Source organism: Vibrio pacinii DSM 19139 (genome assembly GCF_000711795.1).
In the GTDB taxonomy this organism is placed as follows: domain Bacteria; phylum Pseudomonadota; class Gammaproteobacteria; order Enterobacterales; family Vibrionaceae; genus Vibrio; species Vibrio pacinii.
The window spans coordinates 221058-243217 of the sequence record NZ_JONH01000011.1; the positions used below are offsets into that span (position 1 = coordinate 221058).

19 protein-coding genes and 1 pseudogene are annotated in these 22160 nt (G+C 44.8%); 9 read left to right on the forward strand and 11 right to left on the reverse strand.

Annotated features, from left to right (window positions below; all coding sequences use genetic code 11):
• Positions 1-20: 20 nt before the first annotated feature.
• Positions 21-1088, reverse strand: a complete 1068-nt coding sequence (locus tag BS19_RS08135; protein ID WP_038174534.1) for a porin — start codon at positions 1086-1088, stop codon at positions 21-23.
• A 514-nt stretch (positions 1089-1602) separates the two neighbouring features.
• On the opposite strand from BS19_RS08135, the gene dinG reads away from it, so the two are divergent.
• From dinG to rsmS, 4 genes are read left to right on the forward strand one after another with little or no spacing between them, the layout of a single operon-like run.
• A complete protein-coding gene (gene dinG, locus BS19_RS08140; RefSeq protein WP_038174535.1) occupies positions 1603-3675 on the forward strand; it encodes an ATP-dependent DNA helicase DinG in 2073 nt (690 codons plus the stop codon).
• 31 nt (positions 3676-3706) lie between these two features.
• Complete coding sequence (locus tag BS19_RS08145) at positions 3707-4486, forward strand: sulfite exporter TauE/SafE family protein (RefSeq protein WP_038174537.1); 780 nt, start codon at positions 3707-3709, stop codon at positions 4484-4486.
• Positions 4487-4500: 14 nt separating this feature from the next.
• Positions 4501-5052 carry a primosomal replication protein gene (locus tag BS19_RS08150; protein ID WP_038174538.1) on the forward strand — a complete coding sequence of 184 codons (552 nt, stop codon included), beginning with the start codon at positions 4501-4503 and terminating at the stop codon, positions 5050-5052.
• Positions 5049-5222, forward strand: a complete 174-nt coding sequence (gene rsmS / locus BS19_RS08155; protein ID WP_038174539.1) for a pleiotropic regulatory protein RsmS — start codon at positions 5049-5051, stop codon at positions 5220-5222. The genes BS19_RS08150 and rsmS overlap by 4 nt, the downstream gene beginning before the upstream one ends.
• A gap of 50 nt (positions 5223-5272) precedes the next feature.
• Here rsmS and BS19_RS08160 read toward each other — a convergent pair whose 3' ends face one another.
• Complete coding sequence (locus BS19_RS08160; RefSeq protein ID WP_038174540.1) at positions 5273-7390, reverse strand: methyl-accepting chemotaxis protein; 2118 nt, start codon at positions 7388-7390, stop codon at positions 5273-5275.
• A 209-nt stretch (positions 7391-7599) separates the two neighbouring features.
• Between BS19_RS08160 and xthA the strand changes: the two genes are divergently transcribed.
• Entirely contained in the window at positions 7600-8406 is an 807-nt protein-coding gene (xthA, locus tag BS19_RS08165; protein ID WP_038174541.1) for an exodeoxyribonuclease III, read from the forward strand.
• A gap of 79 nt (positions 8407-8485) precedes the next feature.
• On the opposite strand, the gene fabV is transcribed toward xthA, so the two are convergent.
• The 3 genes from fabV to psrA all read right to left on the reverse strand — a co-directional run bounded on the left by fabV (position 8486) and on the right by psrA (position 12853).
• Complete coding sequence (fabV, locus tag BS19_RS08170) at positions 8486-9688, reverse strand: enoyl-ACP reductase FabV (protein WP_038174542.1); 1203 nt, start codon at positions 9686-9688, stop codon at positions 8486-8488.
• Positions 9689-9869: 181 nt separating this feature from the next.
• Positions 9870-12158, reverse strand: a complete 2289-nt coding sequence (locus BS19_RS08175; RefSeq protein WP_038174543.1) for an acyl-CoA dehydrogenase — start codon at positions 12156-12158, stop codon at positions 9870-9872.
• 59 nt (positions 12159-12217) lie between these two features.
• Entirely contained in the window at positions 12218-12853 is a 636-nt protein-coding gene (psrA, locus tag BS19_RS08180) for a TetR family transcriptional repressor PsrA (RefSeq protein WP_211252993.1), read from the reverse strand.
• A gap of 456 nt (positions 12854-13309) precedes the next feature.
• Between psrA and BS19_RS08185 the strand changes: the two genes are divergently transcribed.
• The 3 genes from BS19_RS08185 to BS19_RS08195 are packed head-to-tail and all read left to right on the forward strand — an operon-like array spanning position 13310 to position 14936.
• Positions 13310-14221, forward strand: coding sequence for a 1-aminocyclopropane-1-carboxylate deaminase/D-cysteine desulfhydrase (locus BS19_RS08185; protein WP_038174546.1), 912 nt, complete (start codon positions 13310-13312; stop codon positions 14219-14221).
• Positions 14218-14520, forward strand: a complete 303-nt coding sequence (locus tag BS19_RS08190) for a DUF1496 domain-containing protein (protein ID WP_038174547.1) — start codon at positions 14218-14220, stop codon at positions 14518-14520. Before BS19_RS08185 ends, BS19_RS08190 begins: the two co-directional genes overlap by 4 nt.
• Positions 14521-14543: 23 nt before the next feature.
• Complete coding sequence (locus BS19_RS08195; protein WP_038174548.1) at positions 14544-14936, forward strand: PPC domain-containing DNA-binding protein; 393 nt, start codon at positions 14544-14546, stop codon at positions 14934-14936.
• A 73-nt stretch (positions 14937-15009) separates the two neighbouring features.
• Here BS19_RS08195 and BS19_RS19620 read toward each other — a convergent pair whose 3' ends face one another.
• From BS19_RS19620 to BS19_RS08225, 6 genes and pseudogenes are all read right to left on the reverse strand, one after another.
• Positions 15010-16365 (reverse strand): PAS domain-containing sensor histidine kinase, encoded by a 1356-nt coding sequence (locus BS19_RS19620; RefSeq protein WP_051686511.1) that lies wholly within the window; start codon positions 16363-16365, stop codon positions 15010-15012.
• Between the two features lie 56 nt (positions 16366-16421).
• A complete protein-coding gene (locus BS19_RS08205; protein WP_051686512.1) occupies positions 16422-17645 on the reverse strand; it encodes a methyl-accepting chemotaxis protein in 1224 nt (407 codons plus the stop codon).
• Positions 17646-17738: 93 nt separating this feature from the next.
• Positions 17739-18446, reverse strand: a complete 708-nt coding sequence (locus BS19_RS08210) for an ABC transporter ATP-binding protein (RefSeq protein ID WP_038174549.1) — start codon at positions 18444-18446, stop codon at positions 17739-17741.
• 22 nt (positions 18447-18468) lie between these two features.
• On the reverse strand, positions 18469-19752 hold the full coding sequence (locus tag BS19_RS08215) for an ABC transporter permease (RefSeq protein ID WP_038174550.1): 1284 nt from the start codon (positions 19750-19752) through the stop codon (positions 18469-18471).
• Between the two features lie 2 nt (positions 19753-19754).
• Positions 19755-20969, reverse strand: a complete 1215-nt coding sequence (locus BS19_RS08220) for an ABC transporter permease (protein WP_038174552.1) — start codon at positions 20967-20969, stop codon at positions 19755-19757.
• Positions 20969-21832, reverse strand: a pseudogene (locus BS19_RS08225) (TolC family protein); the annotation flags it as partial. The pseudogene BS19_RS08225 and the gene BS19_RS08220, both read right to left, overlap by 1 nt.
• A 63-nt stretch (positions 21833-21895) precedes the next feature.
• Between BS19_RS08225 and BS19_RS08230 the strand changes: the two are divergent.
• Positions 21896-22160 (forward strand): IS3 family transposase (locus BS19_RS08230; protein ID WP_038174553.1); only part of this gene is annotated, 265 nt, incomplete at its 3' end.

The following is a 22160-nucleotide window of genomic DNA, read 5'->3' on the forward strand; positions in this document are numbered from 1 at the left end:
TTTATGTTAGCCAGTTCAAATTAGAAGCTAGCTTTAACACCTACAGCAACACCAGTTTCGCTGTTGTCTGCGTCAGTACCACCAACTTCTACGTAAGCTGTAGTGTTTGGTGCGAAGCCCCAACCTGCGTTAACAAACCAGTTGTCTTCTTCTAGAGCTTTAACATCGCTATCACCGATGCTGTAACCACCAGCGATAGTCACTGCGTCGATTGTGTAGTCTAGGCCAAGTGCAATTGCAGAAGAATCAACTTTCGCAGAACCTGCAGCATCAATTTCAACACCGTAGTAACCAAGTTCAATATTTAGGTTTTCAACTTGGCTGAAACGTAGTTCTAGAGCGTAAAGAGTTTCGTCAGTTTGAGCGTGACCTTTAACAAGAGCATCACCATATGAACCAACAGTATTACCGTTGTCTAGCCCCTTAGTAACATCATCAGCAGTAATTAGACGCCACTCAGATGAAGCACCTTTTGCACTAAGATCAGCTTGAGCGTAGTAAGCTGTAATGTCGAAACCAGATACACGGTAACCAATCTTACCATCTACGTAACCACCATCTTTACCCATGCGGTCAGCACTTTTCTGGTCTTGAGCAAGAGCAACAGTCGCGTAGAAAGAACCGTTGTCGTAGTCGTAACGAATCATTTCGTCAGCACAGAAAGAGCTGTCGTTGTTGAAGAAAGACGTTACACCGAACTGGAAATCTGCACCAACACCAGCGTCATCTAGAGCGCCACATGTGCGACCGAACTTAATAGTACCGCCTTCAGTTGTGTAGAATGCAATGTAAGCATCACCAACTTGAGCGTAAGTATCTTTACCGTCAGTTACGTCGCTAGATGCACCATCAAATTCCCAGTAACCGCCAAAGCTAACTGCGTCATTTACAGCGTAACGAACGTCAAAGCCAAAATCTGCATCTTGGATTTCTTGAGTGAACTCAGAACCGTCTGCTGTGTCTTTAACGTAAACAACTTCGATGTCACCTGTAACGCTAACTGACACTTTGTCTTGGTTGTAAAGTTCGATACCAGCTTGCGCTGAACCTGCTGCAAGTACTGCTAGAGCTACTAGAGTCTTTTTCATAATAATCCACTGCCTTTTCTATAGAATGGGAATTCCTTGTCCGGTTCCCTTATGTTTTTTGATGATAACTCTTACTTCTTGTGAGTAGGATGTCATCGCCACTAAATTCGAGGTCTAGATTGCAAAAGATTATCCTGCGTGTCAAATGTTCTAAAATTACAACATAAAAAAACATAAAAACATTTAAAAACAATAGCTTACATTGTTACATGCGTAAATTTCGACCAACTTCATGTCATTTTCCACCTTATTCAACCAAATGCGGCACAACGCAAAAACAGGATAAAACACCAAAAAAAAGTGTTATATATTATAATTACAACATATTTGAACGGCAAATCATGACCAGTGGCGTGATATATTTTTTATATTTAGAATTAATTGTAAGTAACTGAAGGTTCAGTTTTTTTTTGTGAACAAGATCCACCTTTGGCAATAAAGGATTCTATTTCGTGAACTAAGTAGTGTTTAGCAAACTGTGCTATGATGCCGCACTCGTTATTTAGGCCACCGTATGATTACCAGTAAAGCCCAGCAAGCCATTCGTGCTAGTTATCAAAACCTTCAATTTCAGCTCGATAACTTTGTACCTCGTCGAGCTCAGAATTATCTTGTTGCAGAGATAGCCAAAACATTATGCGGGGAGTATCACAAATCAACCCGTATTATCGTTGCCGAAGCAGGCACCGGAATTGGTAAGTCTATCTCTTACTTAATGGCAACGATTCCTGTTGCCGTGCTCAGCAAACGTAAAGTCGTCATTTCAACCGCGACGGTCGCTTTGCAAGAGCAGTTGATCAATAAAGATTTACCTCTATATAGAAGGTTGACTGATTTTGAGTTCTCTTTCTTGCTTGCCAAAGGTCGCCAGCGTTATTGCTGCGCTGAGAAGTTGGCGTCAGTCAGTGGCGTTGACGGTGGTCAGCTCGCTATGTTTGAAAGCAAACCGAAGAAGAAGGATATCGAACAACTCGAAACCATGTACAAATCGCTTGCGCAGGGTAAGTGGGATGGTGACCGCGACGCTTGGCCAAAACCGATAAAAGATGAAATTTGGCAGAACATTGTGAGCGATAAACATAGCTGTAATAACAGCATGCCTGCGCACCGTGATTGTCCGTTCCAAAAAGCGCGCGCCGAGATAGATAAAGCAGACGTCATTATTGCGAATCACAGTTTGGTGATGGCCGATGCCGATTTAGGTGGGGGCGTGATTCTGCCTGAACCAGAAAACACCTTCTATATATTTGACGAAGCGCATCATCTTCCACATGTTGCGCGCGACCACTCGTCAGCCTCTGCTAGCCTCAAAGGTGCGGCCAGCTGGCTTGAACGACTCAACCAGTCGGTGAGTAAATTTGCCAATATGGCCGAGGAAAAGCGCGTCGCGAGATTTCGCAATGAATTACAAGATTCGGTGCAGCAACTGATTCCTTCGTTATCTCAACTCGCCACACGCTTTGATCCCACTCATTTCAACGACAATATCTATCGATTTGAAAATGGTGAACTGCCGAGTTGGCTTGACGAAGAGGCGAAAGATCTCAAAAAGTTAACCAGTAAAGGCGCTCAAGCGGTGGCGAAAGTTGCTGATCTTATTGCCGAGCGTGTAAAAGATGGCGAATTATCGAACCGACTTGCAGAACCGGCGCTCGCCGAGTTGGGATTCTACATTCAGCGTATGGATAACCTTGCGCAGGTTTGGCGATTAATGGCGGAGCCCATGCGTGAAAAAGGTGCCCCACTGGCACGTTGGTTGGAAGTTAGCTCTGAACGTGAGGGTGATTTCACCGTCAACGTTTCGCCATTAGAAGTCGGTTGGCAACTCGATCAACAACTGTGGAGCCGCTGTGTTGGCGCTGTACTTACCTCTGCAACTTTACGCGCCTTAAACTCATTTAGCTTTTTCTGTCGCCAAGCTGGCATCAGTGAAAAAGCGGATGACGGTGTGCGCTTCTTAGCTCTTGCATCACCGTTCGATTATGCCGCTCAAGCAGAGTTACACCTGCCCAAAACTAAATGTGAACCCCAAATGCCCCAGTTCACTGATTATCTTATTGAGGCGTTGCCTGATCTAATCGAAGATAAGAAAGCCAACTTAGTCTTATTCGCTTCCTATTGGCAGATGAATCAAGTCGCGCAAGCCTTGTCGAATCCTATGCAAAAAAAAGGTTGGACACTTCAAGTACAGGGACAACAATCTCGCTCAGAAATACTAAAAAAACATAAAACCTTGGTTCAATGTCAAAAGACTAGCGTACTTTTCGGTACTGGGAGTTTTTCAGAGGGATTAGATCTGCCGGGAGAGCTGCTCGAAAACTTAATCATTACCAAGATCCCTTTCGCGGTTCCGACATCCCCTGTAGAACAAGCTCATGCAGAGTATATCGAAAGTCGCGGTGGTAACCCGTTTATGCAAATCAGCGTACCGGAAGCGAGCAAAAAGTTAATCCAGTCGGTAGGTCGTTTGCTGCGTAAGGAACGGGATTCTGGTAAAGTCATCATTCTCGACCGTCGCTTAGTGACCAAACGTTATGGCAGCGCTTTACTTGACTCTCTGCCACCTTTTAAACGCGTGATTGAATAACACTCCGAAGACATAAGTAGAAGAATTAAATATGGAATTATTTGAGCCAAGCGTACTTGTCGTGTTGGCACTAGTGGCGTTTGCTGCAGGCTTTATCGATGCGGTTGCTGGCGGAGGAGGCATGCTCACGGTCCCAGCACTGCTATCGTTAGGTTTGCCACCGCACATTGCCCTTGGCACCAATAAACTTGCGGCTACTTTTGCCTCATCAACGGCCGCTCTCACTTATTACCGAAAACGACTGTTTAAACCACGATGCTGGAAGCGCGCCTTTGTCTCCACCTTAACTGGAGCGATTTTAGGTACCCTAGCGGTCGATTTAATTGCAACGGAGTGGCTTGAAAAAATATTGCCATTGGTTATCTTGGCGGCCGCTATTTATACTATTTGGCACAAAACGCCAAATACGACCGATAACGCCACCCCTCAACCGTGTCCGACACTAAATAAGAAGCAATATATCCAAGGTTTGTCGCTGGGATTTTATGATGGCGTGGCTGGGCCTGGCACTGGCGCATTCTGGACGGTCAGTTCTATGGCGCTTTATCGGCTCAATATTTTGCTCGCATCAGGCTTAGCCAAAGCAATGAATTTTACCAGCAATTTCACATCACTAGTGACCTTTGCGCTACTCGGCCATATCGACTGGCTACTTGGTTTAACCATGGGTGTGTGTTTAATGGCTGGCGCCTTTGTCGGTGCTCATTCAGCAATACGATTCGGCGCGACGTTTATTCGGCCGGTTTTTGTCACTGTCGTGAGTATTCTTGCCGTCAAGCTTGCCTATGAAGCCTGGTTTGTTTCACTGTAAAGGGAGTCTCTGCAATGAGTAATATTCGTCAACTACAATCGACATTAGAACGACTCGCTATTGACGCTGCTGCCCTTGACCGTCAGCGTGGTGAACACCATCTTCCGCTGTTTGATGAACGATTGTTTCACTCGAAAGCAAAACTATTGGTTCCCTGTGTTAAAGAAACACAAGCAACCTTGAGCAGTATTGTGCGTGAAGAAGATGCGAAAAAACTGACACCAATGCGCGCTGAATATTTAACGGAACGGTTACTTGCTCAAGTGTCTGCCATCCAGCGCGAGCTTGCGACAACAAACATTCGTAAGCACGAGCCGAAACACAAAAGCTATTTTCTAAAGCCGATCAATGAACTGTATCAGCAACTGTCGCAACATCAAGAATGGGAACGTCGACTATTAGAAATGGTCAGGGATAAAGAACTCGCGATGCAGTACGCGCCTCCTTTCCAGCAACAAGAAGCGCAGCAATCGTTACTTGCCACCGAGCAAAGACTCAAACGTTGCCAAGAATCTAAATTAAAGATTGAAAAGCAGATCACTTATCGAGAAAGGAATCAGCCATGACAACAAACAATACTGGCTTAGAAAATGCCCCGACTGAAATAAAGCTCGCGGTTGATCTTATCTACTTACTAGAAAGTAATGACGTTGACCCGCAGGTCGCTTTGGCCGCAATAAAAATTGTCAGCGCGGATCTGGAAGAGAAACTGATCCAGCAAAACAATAAATCTTAATAAAAAGGCGCTTCGATGATTTCGAAACGCCTTTTTTGTTACGTAAACGATCAGACTTTAAATTGACTCACTAACTGCTGCTGTTTATTGGATAAAGCGCCAATTTGTGAGCTAACCGTTTCTGATTCTTCTGCTTGAGAAAGGATCTGCGCGCTAAGGTCACGGATGTTACTAACGCTCTGATTGACTTCCGCCGAAACCGATTGTTGCTCTTCAGCGGCTCTGACAATTTGTGAGTTCATATCGTTGATAGAGGCGATCGCTTCAAAAATATGATTGAGCTCTGCAGCGGCTCTTTTCACATGACTGGCTGAATCATTGGCTAAATCATTGCCCTCTTGAATCGCCTGCACCACATCTCGAGTCCCTTTTTGCACATTTTCAATAACGTGGCGAATCTCACCAACCGAGTCTTGTGTTCGACTGGCTAAGTTACGAACTTCGTCAGCCACCACCGCGAATCCTCGCCCTTGCTCACCTGCCCTAGCAGCCTCTATCGCGGCATTGAGGGCAAGCAAATTGGTTTGCTCAGAGATCCCCTCAATCACTGACAAAATCTCAGTGATATTGGCGTTATTATTCGCTAGCTCTTCAACAACCGGCACTGCTGCGGTCATGCGCTCAACCAAGCGAGCCATTTCTGTTTGCGACTGCTCAACCACATTTTGTCCACTACCCGCGGCTTCATTTGCCAGCTCCGCAGCATTCACCGCGGTTTCGGCATTCTGAACCACTAGACTGGCGGTTTGCGTCATCTCTTCCGCCGCGGTGGCAACCAAATCCACTTCTTTGAATTGAGAGTCGCTACTTGCTCGCGTTTGCTGAGCCGCAATCGTCGACTGTTGTGAAGTGGTGCCAATCTGTAACGTGGTATCAACGACATCACTAATGATCGACTGCAGTTTGTCTAAGAACTTATTAAACCCTTGCGCTAGCTGACCAATTTCATCTTGTGATGACACGTCTAGACGCTGAGTAAGATCGCCCTCTCCCGATGCGATATCTTCTAATCGAGTCACCACCTGACGAATTGGCTTAACCAATCTTGATGCAGACACGGCAATTGTCGCCAAGCCAAATAAGACTAAGATTATTCCAGCCAATAGCTCAGTCGCGATGCTCGATTCAACCTGCTGGCTAATTGTTGCATCCAGCGCGAGAGCGTCAGCTAATACACTATCACGTGGCATATCAAATAATATCCCCCAAGTCTGATTCGCAATCACGATAGGGGCAAACACCTGCAACCATTGACCGTCTTTACTCCACTGAGTGCTGACCTCTTGGCCAAACAATAAATCGGTCAGTTGTTGATTAGATAACGTATCAGTAACAAATGGCTGGCCAACTTGAGTCTTGCTCGAATCACTCGCGATCAGCGTCCCATTTAAGCTCATTAAATTAACGCTACCATTACCCGAGAAAAGTTCTTTATCCGAGTTCGCGACCACATTGACGAGACTATCTAGGCGTAAATCAATACCAAAGAAGCCAATCGCAATATCATCGATCAACAGCGGAACTGAAATTGAAGTTGCAAGAAACCGTCCGTTATCTTGGTTAACAATACGAGGCGAGGTAATACAAGTGGTTGCGGAAGCGATGGGACAAAAGAAACGCTCACTGTTAGAGTTATCTGTAAGGGTTGCCTCAGAAAGAACGTTCGCAACCACATTCTCACCGTTTTGAGCAATCATCCAATATGGCGCAAAACGACCGATTTCATTTGAACCAACGTATTCAGCATCTATATAGTTGCTATCTTCTGAGTCAAGCAAGTCTGGCTTAAACACCAGATAGGCACCTTGAATTGCATCAAAATCGACTACCGCTCGCCTGACCATTTCATCAAGCGCAGTTCGCAATGTTTCGCTATCGCCAAAGTTCTCTTCGCTGAGGGTCTTTTGGAACATCGCACTCGACGCCAACATTTCGGCTCGATATAACGCTTCATTCAAGTATTCCGACACTTCGGTCGCATTCAGTAGTGCCCGCGTCTCCACAATCTGCTCAGATTTGTCACTGACTGACTCAGCGCTTTGCGCTTTGATTTGATCCTGATTCGTCACTGCGTTATACACAGAGAATCCAATTAACGATAGAGAAGTGACGAGCAGACAGAATCCTGCCAATAAGGTAATTTTCCATTGCACCGATAAGGTTCGCATACTACATCCTTTTAGCAAACGTGGTTGATGGCTTTTGTATCAAAGCTAAATAACATCGTGAATTACATCATAATTCGCCGATTTATCAATCGAAAGTTTAAATAATGTTAACAAAAGCGTTGTCTTGACGCCGAGTTTCACTCGCTTAATTAATTGATGTTAGTATGACATCAGCTAAAAAACGAACCGTCAGTAAAAAAGGAATCTAGATGAAATTCATCTCTTTCAATATCAATGGCCTACGTGCTCGCCTTCACCAACTTCAAGCTATTATCGATAAGCACCAGCCTGATGTGATTGGTTTACAAGAAATCAAAGTTCATGATGAAGCCTTCCCTCTCGACGCAGTCGAAGCGATGGGTTACAAGGTTTACTTTCATGGTCAAAAAGCGCATTACGGCGTTGCTATGCTGTGTAAACAAGAGCCGATCTCTGTTCAAAAAGGCTTCCCGAGCGATAACGATGAACATCAGAAACGTATGATTATGGTGACGTTGCAAGATGAGCATGGTGAAAAAGTCACGGTTCTAAACGGGTATTTTCCACAAGGTGATAACATCAATCACGAGACAAAATACCCTTATAAGCGCCAATTCTACAAAGATTTGATGGCTTACCTGAACGAGTACCACAGCAACGATGAACAACTAATCGTGATGGGAGACATCAACATTAGCCCACTCGACAGCGATATTGGTATTGGCGAACCAAACCGTAAGCGTTGGCTCAAAACAGGCAAATGTTCATTCCAACCAGAAGAACGTCAATGGCTAAAAACGCTACTAGATTGGGGGTTTGTCGATACCTTCCGCCACATTCACCCCGAAGCAAGTGAGCGTTATTCGTGGTTTGATTATCGTTCACGTGGTTTTGATGACAATCGCGGCCTGCGTATCGATGTCGTGCTGGCAACACCACCTCTGGCCGCTAAATGCATTGAGTCGGATATTGACTATGAGCTACGCGGGATTGAAAAGCCGTCAGATCACGCCCCAATATGGTCAACGTTTAAGTAAACGACAACGCTCGATTGCCATTATTATAAATAAAAAATCCGGTGTCAGTGCACCGGATTTTTTTAGACTTCATCATCAATTAGATGGTAATAAAGTCGTGTTCAATTGCTGGATTAACATCAGCATCGTAATCGACGCCTTCAATACCAAAACCAAATAATTTCAGGAATTCTTCTTTGTACTCAACGTAGTCGGTGAGTTCTTTTAAGTTTTCCGTCGTGATTTGTGGCCATAGCTCACGACAATATTGCTGAATATCATCACGCAGTTCCCAATCATCAAGACGCAGGCGATTGTGATCATCCACCTCAGGTACACTGCCATCTTCTTTATATAGACGCTGACTAAACATACGGAAGATCTGCTCCATACACCCTTCGTGTACCCCTTCTTCGCGCATCTTCTTGAAGACCATCGCAATGTAAAGTGGCATAACAGGAATCGCAGAGCTTGCTTGAGTCACAACCGACTTCAGTACTGCAACATTTGCGCTGCCACCTTTAGCGGCTAACTTCTCGTTTAGCGCTGATGCGGCGCGGTCCAAGTCCATTTTGGCACGACCCAGTGCGCCGTCCCAGTAGATTGGCCACGTCAGCTCAGTACCGATGTAGCTGTATGCCACGGTTTTACAACCGTCTGCAAGAACACCCGCTTCAGAAAGTGTGTTGATCCACAGTTCCCAATCTTCGCCGCCCATGACGGTGATGGTGTCTTTGATCTCTTCTTCTGTTGCAGGCTCAACACTCGCTTCAATGATTACATCTTTATTGGTGTCAACCGCTGTCGAAGTGTAAGTTTCACCAATCGGTTTTAGTGCAGAACGCACTAGCTCACCTGTTTCTGGCATTTTACGTACTGGAGATGCCAGCGAGTAAACCACCATATCAATCTGGCCAAGATCTTGTTTAATCAGATCAATGGTCTTTTGCTTGGCTTCATTTGAAAACGCGTCACCATTTAAGCTTTTGGCATACAAGCCCTCTTCACGAGCCAGTTTTTCAAATGCCACTGAATTGTAAAAGCCTGCCGTGCCGGGCTTTTTCTCTGTGCCTTCTTTTTCAAAGAACACACCGATAGTTGAAGCACCACCGCCGAATGCAGCCGCGATACGAGAAGATAGACCGTAGCCACTTGATGCGCCAACCACTAGCACACGTTTTGGTGCATTCTTGATTGGACCTTGCGCTTTAGTGTAAGCGATTTGTTCTTTTACGTTAGCTTCACAACCCACTGGATGCGTTGTGGTACAGATAAATCCACGAATTCTAGGTTTGATGATCATATTCAACTTCCTTTAAAAAACCCCGCTAGGATAAAAGGTTCGCCAGTGGATCGCATCTAATTTCTGTCAAAACAGCGCTAAAATGCAAGTGGTTGGAGCACTTTCACTCGATAGCTTGAGTTTACGCAAAAAATAAAGGCACCTGAGTCGGTGCCTTGAACTGTTCAACACGTTTTGCAGCTTACGCGGCGCTGTTCAACTTAGCTTTGCGCTTTTTTTTATCATGGGTGAGAACTTCACTGAAATCATGGCTAAAGTGGTCAACTTGAATGGCTTTGTAGCGCAATTGGTCTGCCGCAACAATTTTGTCGACTTCTTCTTGAGTCAATACATCCGCCTCAAGTGCTTGTGCCAATCGGTCTGCAAGTAAACCTTTACGAGCGATTTTACCCTCTTTTGCTGCGCGTATTAGTTTTCGCTCTAGGCTCTTAACGCTATACATCGCAAGGAAAGCGTTTTCCATCAGGCCAACACTGTCATCATCACCTTTACCTACATAACAGAGATGAGTTAAGCGATCACGATGCGCTCCTGGCGTCATTAAGCTATCCGCCAGTTTGACTGTTAGATCATCACTCGGTTTGGTGTAACGATTGCCAAGAGGGAAGATCAACACCTTCAACAAGCGACCTACCGCTTTTTGTGGGTAGTTGTTAAACGCCTGCTCTAGTGATTGCGCAGCATTATATAAGCAGTATTGAACTGCGTAATGAACGTAATCTAAGTCTTGTTGCTGACGCCCTTCATCTTCGTATTTCTTAAGCGCGGCAGATGACATATATAAATAAGCCAACACATCACCTAAGCGTGCAGAGATCATCTCTTTACGTTTAAGATCGCCACCTAGCGTTGCCATTGCGATATCAGCACTGACCGCCAAAGAACGGCTTAGTCGGGTCATCTCTTTATAGTAATGTTGAGTAGGACCGCTCATCTCCGCTTTAATAAAACGCGAGCCAGTTAGCGCTGCGCCAAACGCGCCAAACGTATTGCCCATCGCATGTTTGATGTGCTTAAAGAGCAGTTCATCGAACTCTTTCGCACCTTGTTTTTCATCTGGATTGGCCGCCGCTTCCATCTCTTTTAAGACATAAGGGTGACAACGTGTTGCGCCTTGACCAAAAATCATCAAGTTACGGGTTAAGATGTTGGCACCTTCAACCGTAATGGCAACCGGAATGCCTAAATAAGGCGCCGCTAGATAATTCATTGGGCCATCTTGAATCGCACGACCTGAATGAATATCCATTGAATCATTGAGGATGGTTCGCGCCATTTCGGTCATGTGGTACTTAGCAATTGCTGTCACTATGCCTGGTTTTTCTTTCAAATCGAGCGAGGTCGTCGTCAGCGTTCGTGTTGCTTCGAGTAGATAGGTTAACCCACCAATGCGACCGAGCGCTTCGGCAACCCCTTCAAATTTACCAATCGACATTCCGAACTGCTTACGAACATAAGCGTAGGCACCCGTTGTACGTGCAGTGAGATGACCCATCGCCGAGCCGAGTGCAGGCAGTGAAATACCGCGCCCCGCTGACAGACACTCCACCAGCATACGCCAACCTTTACCGGCGTAATCTTGTCCGCCAATCAGCCACTCCATCGGGATAAAAACATCTTGGCCGCGAGTCGGGCCGTTCATAAACGCAAGACCTAATGGATCATGACGTTCACCAATCTCAACGCCTTTGTGATCCGCTGGGATAAGTGCACAGGTAATGCCGATATCTTTCTTATCACCCATTAGCCCTTCTGGGTCATACATCTTAAATGCTAGGCCTAGCACGGTCGCAACCGGCGCAAGGGTAATGTAGCGTTTGTTCCAATTCAGACGCACACCCAACACTTCTTTTCCGTCATGTTTGCCGTAACAAACGATCCCTTCATCAGGAATACCACCGGCATCTGAGCCAGCTTCCGGCCCAGTCAGAGCGAAACACGGAATATCAGTGCCGTCTGCTAGACGTGGCAACCAATAATCTTTTTGCTGTTGGGTACCATAATGAGACAGCAACTCTCCCGGACCTAACGAGTTCGGAACCATGACTGAAACGGCGGTACTTATACTGCGCGTGGCAATGCGTGAAACGATGGTTGAGTTGGCTAGTGCTGAAAACTCACGGCCACCATATTCTTTAGAAATAATAAGTGAGAAGAAACGCTCTTTGCGCAAGAAGTCCCATACTTCTTTCGGTAAGTCGCGATCTTGCTTAACAATTTTGTGGTCATCGAGCATATCGAGCAAAGTCTCAAGTTCGTTGTCGATGAACGACTGCTCTTCATCACTCAGTGACGGGGTTGGGTATTGGTGAAGTTTGGTAAAATCAGGTTTTCCTGAGAACAACTCTCCATCCCACCACACACTACCCGCTTCCATCGCCTCTTTTTCGGTGCTAGACAGTGGCGGTAGTACTTTTTTAAACAGTTTGAAAGCTGGGTCGCTGACCCATTTTGTTCTTAGAGAGCCCATGATCAGATCCTTTTGTTCTGTGGTGGTTCAATGTTGTTATTTTTGTAGGTCGAGGTTTATTATTTCGCAGCGACACCCGCTGCTAAAAATGGAATCAGTTGGTCAACAACAGATTTTGCATCCATCGCTTTGCCGTAATCGTTTTCTGCTATTTCAAGTAGCGCCTGGCTTGATGCCATGGTGAAGACACACGTCCCAAGCGTAAAGTGCAAGCGCCAAAACAGCTCCTCTTGCGTCAGTTCTGGGTTGGCTTTTAACACCGATTGAGTAAACAGGGCCAGTGTGTCGGCATAGCGGGTGGTAATGAACCAACGCAGATGGCCTTGTACATCGGTGTAGCCTCGGCCGATTAGCAACATAAAGCGGCTAGTACCGTTTGGTCTGACATCGTTTAGGTTGCGCAGCGGGCCACGCAACGACTCAAAGACATCCGCCATTTGATAGCTATCGTTGAGATTTAAGTTAATTAAAGCATCTTGAACAGGAGGCATGAACGCCTCTAAATAGCGGTTCAACACGGCTCTTACTAAGGTTTTCTTATCGCCAAAATGATAGTTGACCGAGGCTAAATTCACGCCCGCTTTGCTGGTAATTGTGCGCAAAGAGGTATCTTTGAAGCCGTGCTCTGCAAACAAGGCCTCTGCAACATCTAGGATTTTCTCTTTGGTTGAATTTCTCGCCGACATTTCAATCACTCGTATTAAACAACTGTTTGAAATATACATTCGAAACACAAAGACAACAAGTTGTTAACATCACACTTTTGCGCATTGGTCCGACCAGACAGGCAACAAACGGAATTAACTCGCTGAATTGGTGGAAAATAAATTTTTTTGAAATTAATTGGAACTGTTTGCCAATCACTCGGTCTCAATAGGTGTAGTTAGCAGAGCATTCAAGGGTTTTGGACAACCCGCAAAGTTTACAGGCCGTCAAACTTGTTTTCTTACTGAAGCTACTAATTTACACTGCTTTTTCTTATTAACTCCTATGTTTATTTGTATATGCCCAGAGCCAATTTGCTCTGGGCTTTTTTTATCTGCGTAATTCACCCCCTTGTCACCATTTCGCAAAAGAAAACTTGATCTAAAATGATGCGCGAACGATTTAGCACGTTAAGATAGGCGCCCAATTCCGATTAGATTGATTGTATGAAGCTGTCGAATACTCCAATGACTCAGCACACATTCGCTGGTATGACATTTTTTGTTAAACGCGATGATCAGCTGCATAGCCATTTTTGTGGTAACAAAGCACGTAAGTTTATGGCGTTTTTACAGCAAGATTACCCCGAGGTTGACACCTTAATTAGCTATGGCAGCGCCCAAGCCAATTCACTCTATTCTCTTGCGGCTTTGGCCGCGATAAAAGGCTGGCAACTGGAGTTTTATGTCGACCATATCCCTAAATGGCTCAGTGAAAAGCCATTGGGTAATTATCGTGGCGCATTAGAACTTGGCGCTAAGGTGATCGCGACCACATCGCACCAGTTGCATCCGCTCGACTATATTGAACAAATACGTCAACCTGACAATCACTGCTTATTTATTGCTGAAGGCGGTCGGTCTACAGCGGCTGAAGAAGGCGTGAAACAGTTAGCCAGCGAGATATTGTCTTGGACGCGCTTTGAATCAAACCAAACCTTTGTTGTCGCGCTACCCGCAGGTACGGGGACTACCGCTTTATACTTACATAAGTATCTGCAACCGCACGGAATTGAGGTACTCACCTGCCCCTGCGTTGGAGGCACAGACTACTTATTGACCCAATTTAAACAGCTAGGCGAAAACGACTATCCACAGATTCTTGAGTTGGATTACAAACACCACTTTGGAAAACTTTATCAGCAGGACTTTCGCATCTGGCAACAGCTTCTACAACAGACTGACGTTGAGTTCGACTTACTGTACGATCCTATGATGTGGCAGTGTCTACAATCATGGTATAAAGACAATCAAGACAAAACCATCATATACGTTCATCAAGGTGGGCTGCTTGGCAACGAAAGTATGTTACCTCGCTACGAGCGAAAGTTTGGTTCAAACTTTGGAGAGAGCTTATGAAGTCGATATTTTTCGCGTTGCTGAGTCTTATTGCTCAGCCATCAGTGGCGAGTATTATTACCACACCAGCAAGGCCTGTGATCGGGATTAACGCCAGTGAGATGACTAAACGCATCTGCTATTATCAAGATCAGGCCTACTCTGAAGGGGCCGTCATCCAAGTAGGCGATTACTACATGGTGTGCGCCGCCGCAAAAGAGTTTGAAACCAATGGCGCACTGATGTGGCGTCAGCTTGAGAAGGCCCAGCAAACACCAGAGCCTAACAAAGTGCCGCCCAAAAGCTATAAAACCCACTAATCCATTAATGATGTGAGAATGTTTTGATTACCCCTATTGCCACCCGACTAACCAAAGGTGACGACCTTAAACAGACGATTCAACAATTAGTCACTCAACATCACATTCACGCAGGTAGTATCGCCTCTTGTGTCGGTTGTTTTACCCAGCTCAACATTCGCTTAGCAGGTGCAACCGAAACACTCCAACTGTGCGAACCGCTAGAAATTGTCTCGATTATGGGTACGCTGACGGCAGAACATCAGCACATTCATCTGTCTGTTGCCAAACAAAATGGTGATGTCATTGGCGGGCATCTGCTTGAAGGGTCGCTTATTGATACCACCGCTGAGTTGATCTTACACCACTACCATGACTTGAGCTTCTCGCGCCAGTTTGATGCAAAAACTGGCTTTACCGAACTACAAGTTGATTGATTGCAACCTACGCTGTCAAGTATGTTTACATTTGATACTAACTGCTAGACAACATATGTATCTCGATACCTAACTAACTTTCTTTAGTCTCAACAGGCAGCTTAATATCAAATTGACAACCTTTACCGATCTCGCTTTGACAACTAACATTCCCGCCCAATTTATGAGTAACTAGATTGTAGATAATATGGGCACCTAAGCCCGAACTTCCATCACCACGTTTAGTGGTTATAAAAGGCTCAAATATCTTTCGAATAATATCTTGTTCGATCCCACAACCATCGTCTTTATATTCAATATGAATAATGTCATCTTCAAATGTCACATTTATATAAATGTTATTTGAGCCATCACTTCCATCAAAACCATGGACAAGTGAATTGACAATAAGATTATAGTAAACTTGAGCTAAAGCCCCAGGGTAACTATTTATCTTCAATTCAGGGTCACAAGACACTTCTACTTTAGCGTTATACTTTTTAAGCTCGTGCTTCAAAGACGTAACTACGTTATGTAGATTTTCACTAATACGAAACTGATAACGTTCTTCCGAGCTTTGATCAACAGCTACTTGCCTAAAACTTTTAACTAAGTCAATGGAACGAGCCATACTGCTTTCAATAATAGTATTCGATTCATTGATGATATCTATAATCCGTTCAAGATCGTCTTGAGACAACTGATTACTATCCAAGCTTTTTTGTAATTCAAATAACTGATCTTTTATAAATGAAGAGGCCGTAACACATATCCCTATGGGAGTATTAATTTCATGAGCAACACCTGCAACTAAAGATCCAAGTGAGGCCATCTTTTCAGATTCGATTAACGTTTCCTGTGTTTTTTTTAGCTCTTCGTAAGCAGCTTCTAGACGTTTACTATTTTCTTTCTCTATTTGTGAGGCTTTTTCTAAACCGATTATAGCCGTAATATCTGTACAGATTTCTACGTGTCCCACCGGGTCTCCTTTACGATTGTAAATATATCTTGTGTTCACACGAAACTCTCTATCAAATTGAGAAAAATAGGTTTCATCTATTCCTTTCCTTAACCGCCAAACACCACATTTATCGCTCTTACAAATAGGGGCACCCCAATTATTGCAAGGTTTACCAATAAAGCTATCTCTGGGTTTGTGAAACAGGTCTTGTACAGGTTTATTGATATAGGTCCAATTCATATCTATATCAGTAACTGACAAGGGAGTTTGAAGTGAGTCTAAAATCTGCTCATACCTAAAATATTTATTTTCAACATCTTCATGAACATTCTTAATTATAAAGAAAGCAATCGCAGCTAAAGAAAAACACAAGAAGATTACTACAATCAAATTTAATTCAGTATTAACTGAGTAACCAACTAACAACGTAAGTAAAAAAACAATAATGGTTAAAGAAGTCATCTTCTTTACTAAAGATAATTCAATCATATTCATCTCTTATATTAAGTCCCAATTGGATTTTTGCCATCAAGTTGAATTCTCACCTAATCAATATTCTTTACGTAAATATCGGGTGATATATTCAGATGTGATTCATCAAGTAAGCCCTCTATTTTACGAATACCCTCTAGTTGTACATTGAGCTTAGTCGCAAGACTCGATAGCTCTCTCGCTGAAAGAGAAGTCTCCTCAGCAGAAGCCGCCGTTGAATGAACCACCTCATCAATTTCTGACATTCCTTGGTTAATCTGACTTAGGCCTTCTGCCTGACTTTGAGATGCATTGTCTATTTCTTCTACTGTATTGGATATTTCAGTGACCTGAACCACTATCTGATTCAGAGCAGAAACGCACTTTTGAGATACCTCATTGCCTTTCACAACATTTCCGATAGAGCTTTGAATGTGTTGCACAGATTCACTCGCTGCCTTACTACTTCTCTCAGCCAGTTGTCTTACTTCGTCTGCTACCACTGCAAACCCGCGGCCTAACTCTCCGGCTCTGGCAGCTTCAATGGATGCATTGAGAGCAAGTAGATTGGTTTGTGAAGCAATGTCCTCGATGACTTTGATTATTTCTCGTATTGCACCACTTGACTGATTTATTTCAATCATCGCTTTCTCAAGTTCCCGCATTTCATTCACGGCATGACTTGCTGCAGATTGAGCTTCGACAGAGACCAAATTCGCTTTGGCTGCTCTCTCTGCATTATCACTTGCTTGCACAAGAATTTCGTTTACTGCACTGCTAATTTCAGTGACCGAGGCGGCTTGCTGGGTAGAACCCACTGTGAGTGCATGACTTGCATCATTCAAGTTGTGTGCACCACTGGTAATATTTTCACTGATTGCCTCAACATGGTGATAAACGCCATTGAGCGCAACCTTTTCAGAGATTTCTTGCACGATTTCTACATGGCCTACCTTTTTGCCGTTTAGCCCCATGATGTAACTCGTGTCAACTTTGAAGTCCTTACCCCATTGATTAAAAAATGTGGTAGGGTTGCCTTTTCTCAGACAATTCACACCACAATTTTCTGTATTGCAAATATTGGCTCCCCAGTTCGAGCAATGCTTACCAAGAATCTCTTCTCGTGTAACGCCCAAAGGATTCGTAGCTGCTTTATTGGCAAAAGTCCACTTCATATCCATGTCTGTGACAGAAAGTGGGTGAGGAATGGCATCAATAATTTGCTCGTAGAAATTAAAGCGCTCTTTGACCGTTCGTTGAATAAGGAACAAACAAAACGCCCCCCCTAAAACTGCCACTATTAAAACTACTTACTGCGGAACACCTCACCGATCAGCTTAAGTATTTTAAAGTTTAATCATGGTATAAGCGGAATATACGATAAAGACGTCCTAGGGCGTCTTTTTGCTTTTGTGCTCTCGGTCTGACACAACGTGGCCATCTTTAAGAGTAATGATGCGCTTGGTACGCTGCGCGAGCGCAACGTCATGAGTGACAATGATCAGCGTTCTGCCATCAACATGAAGTTGGTTAAATAATGCTTCGATTTCTTCGCCAGATTGAGAATCGAGTGCACCCGTTGGTTCATCAGCCAAGATCACTTGTGGGTCATTTACCAAGGCTCTCGCGATAGCGACCCTCTGTTTTTGACCACCAGACAACTGATTCGGTTTGTGATTAAGGCGATCACCCAAACCAAGTTGTTCAAGTAGCGTAGCTGCACGCTCACGGCAATCTTTCCTTTTAAGGCTAGAATAAACCAAAGGTAAAGCCACGTTATCGAGCGCAGTGGCGAACTCAAGTAGATTAAAACTCTGGAACACGAAGCCAATCTTCTGGTTACGAATCGCGGCCAGCTGATTTGCAGTTAAAGTGGCAACGTTTTGACCATCGAGCAGGTACTCTCCATCCGTGGGTGTATCTAGACAGCCTAGCATGTTCATCAACGTCGATTTTCCTGACCCCGACGGACCAAGAATCGAAAGGAATTCTCCTTGCTTAATCGTGAGGTCAACACTATCTAAAGCACGAACTTGTGTCTCACCGCTTGAGTAGTATTTACAAATCTTACTCAGTTCAACCAGCGGTTTGTCCGACATTGTCTGTCGCGAATGATGGCTATTATTCACTTTGCAGCGCCTCCAGCGGACTTATTTTTGCGGCTCGGTGTGCTGGTAACCAAGCAGATATAACGCCGATGACCACCAAGCTGACAATCACAATCGCGACAACGGCCCAAGATAACTGGGGCACAGGTCTCCCCAACTGCTCATAAAAGGCATTGTCTTCAAAGCGAATAGAGCTGATGACATGAGCCAGCGAATAAGTCACGCTCAAACCAAGCACGCCACCCATCATCATGGTGATCAGCGATTGAATCAAATAGTGTAAACGAATGGCCAAAGGTGTGGCACCGACCGCCATGCGCACACCAATATCTTTAGCTGTTCGAGTGACCGTAGCGTACATGACGTTGGCAATCCCAACACCAGCCACGGCTAACGTTACGAAACCGATAATTCCAAGGAAACTTTGTAGACCAATCAAAAACTGCTGCATACTTTTTTGCTTAATAAACCTATCGTCGACCTGAACAACCTGCTCGTCATTGACACTGGCACCATGTTTGCGAGCGATCACTTGTCGAATTGTCTTGGCTAATTTTACTCGTTCTGCCTTCGCTTGCGGCTCTACGTTGATTCCGCTGATATCACCGTTGGTATGGAATCGTTGCCAAGTTGCTAACGGCACAAAACTTGAGTAGTTAATTTGGTCGCCTTGCTCAATTCTAGCGCTGTTCTTTTCTAACACACCAATCACGGTGAACTCTTCTTGACCAATTCTGACCTTTTTTCCGACCGGATTAACTTGTAAGGTCACTGGCGAAAACCAATTAAGATCATCGGCAGAATTGAACAAGTCCGTCGCCAGCGAGTAGCCTAAAACTATAACTTTACGCCTCTGTTGTTGATCAAGTGGGTTTAACCATCGTCCTCCAATAAGCGGCGCTAGATTGGTCATCTTGGAGAACTCGCTTGTCACGGCTAACGGATCTTGCCATGAAGTCCGATTGCCTAAAGTAATGGGTCCATTCCATCTCGCTGTTGGCGCAACTCGTTTCACTTCCGGCAAGGCTTGAACCACTTCTGCATCTTCGGCTTTAAGGGTGAAAGACTTACCCCTATAAAACACGCCGTACTCAACTGTCGCCATGCCTCCAGTCAAATAGATTAAATTGCCATTACCATTTTGTGCAATTTTCAAGACGCCAATACGAATCCCCTCACCCACCGCTAGCATAGAGGCAATACAAAACGTTGCCCACGCGACCGCGAAGATAGTCAGCCCCAGACGAAGTTTTTCTGCCATCATTTCTTGAAAGATCTGCCTCATCGGTAACTGCATGACTAAGCCCTCGAGCTCAAGGCAGCCACAGGGGTAAGACGCGATGCTCTTCTTGCAGGAAAATAAGAAGCCATCAATGCCAAAATGAAGGTGACTAATAACGACCAGACTATCGAAACTAAGGTAATAACTGGCGAACCTATCCACCTTGGTAACGTTAAGGTCGAGAGTACAAATACCCCAGCATAGGCGACTATTAAGCCCAGTACGGAGCCGACTACTACCAAGAGCATTCCTTCTAGCACAAACTGACTGAGTATCGATTTTTGCGTTGCGCCGATGGCCAAGCGGACACCAATTTCTCGTGTGCGCTCAGTCACCGAAAGAAACATGATATTTGCAACTCCCAGCGCACCAACGGCCATGGTCATAGCACCGCTAGCTCCTAGGAAGATCTGAATACCTCGAAATATCCCAGTAATGCGCGTGGCACCTTCACTAAAGTCAGGTAGCTTGATGGCGTCTTTGTCGCTCGGATCAAAATACAGTCGCTGAGCGAAAAAATTGATAATGTTGTGCCTAAATAACGATGGGGCGATTCCGTCAATAGGCTTGAGCAATAGCATCTGCAACTTAGCATCCCACACATCAAGATAAGTACTTTGTGGAATAAACACTTTACGACTTTCACCAAAGGAAATACTCATATCCTCGCCTTTGATGATACCAATCACGACAAAAGGAATACTATTGACCTTGATACTCTCACCAATGCGCACGCCCCCCATTTTTGCAATTTGATCACCGAGTACCGCCACACGAGTATGATTGGCAATATCGCCAAAAGAAATATTGCGAGAACCAGTTTGCAATACACGTTGAGTTAAAGCAAAGTACCTAGGATCGATGCCGCTCACAGCATTTGTTAAGCTCTGCCCTTTAATGTTGGTGACATTTGCGTCCCACTTGGCGTAAACACCCGACGCATCACTGACAAAACCCGACTGTTTGATCATATCGATGTTGTCTAGAGAAATAGAGATCTGGCGTTTTGAGGGTAACCCATGCCATGATTTGCTGGTGCTTGATGGAAAAGCCACTTGCACATTGTTGACAAGAAAAGACAGCGACTGTGCCTGATGGCGATAAAAACCCTCTCCCAACGCGAGCAACACCACCACCGATATGATGCCCCAGGCAATGGCGATGACAGCTAACGCGCTTTTCATCCGTTGCGCGTTCAGCGTTTGCCAAATTTGCTGTAACAGACTCGCCATCAATTAAAAGCCTGCGAGATGCGTGTCATAGCGTTGTCATCTAGCTTGCCAGCCGTCTGCAATAAGCCTATTCGCTGGCGCCAGTAATTATAAAAATGAGTTTGCAGACTGTGCTTCGCCTCAAACAGACGATTGTGCGCACTGATAACATCTGACACTTCAAGCCTGCCCGCATCGTAGAGCTTTTCTTTGCTGCGTAGGATCTTATCTCGCAACTCAACCAACTCGCTTGCCATCAATACCTGGTTCCAGTTGATAGCGACTTGAGTAAACCGTTGGATAATGCGCTTGTGAATATCGCTCTCAACTAGGCGTATATCTTGCTTAGCACTGAGAACATTGAGCGCCGCTTCGTCAACGTTAGCACGTGTCGCGCCATTAAGATCAATCGGGACATTCAGAGTAATACCCGCACTTAATTCTCCATTGGAGTGCCAGTCACTGTTCCTGTAGTCGACATTACCTTTGATTGTCGGGTAGTAACCACCCTGAGCCGATTGTTGAGCAAACTCGCTCGCTTTGACCTTCTGCGCAGCCACCAATAACGCAGGGCTGTTGTCTTTGGCTAGTTTAAGCCATTGCTCCCGAGACTCTACCAACATAGGCGGTTTCACCAGTGAGTCAGTACGTATTTGATCTACTTTATCGGGCATCTGATCAATCAAAGCCGCAAGTTCTGCCTTGTTTTGTTCTAAGTCAGCTTGAGCACGTAAAATATTCACCTTGTCAGAGACTTGAGTTGCACGCAGTTCCTCAACGTCAATCGATTTTACTTTGCCCGCTCGATAACGCTTCTCTATAATTTCTAACCGCTTGTTGCTCTCTTCGAGCTTACTCTTCGCTAACTGGAGGTCTGTAGTGGCATAGTGAATTTGGTCACTTAGTTAGAGGTGATATCATCACCTCATAAGTTAACAGGTGACACTATGACAAAACGCACAAGACGACTATTTAGCGCAGAATTTAAGTTAGAAGCAGCGCAGTTAGTCCTAGACCAGAACTACTCAGTGACTGAAGCAGCCCAAGCCATGAATGTGGGTAAATCCACGATGGATAAATGGGTTCGCCAACTTAGAGGAGAGCGCCAAGGGAAAACACCGAAAGCTTCTCCTATGACCCCTGAGCAAATAGAAATTCGGGAATTGAAAAAGAAGTTGGCTCGCCTTGAAGAGCATAATGAAATACTAAAAA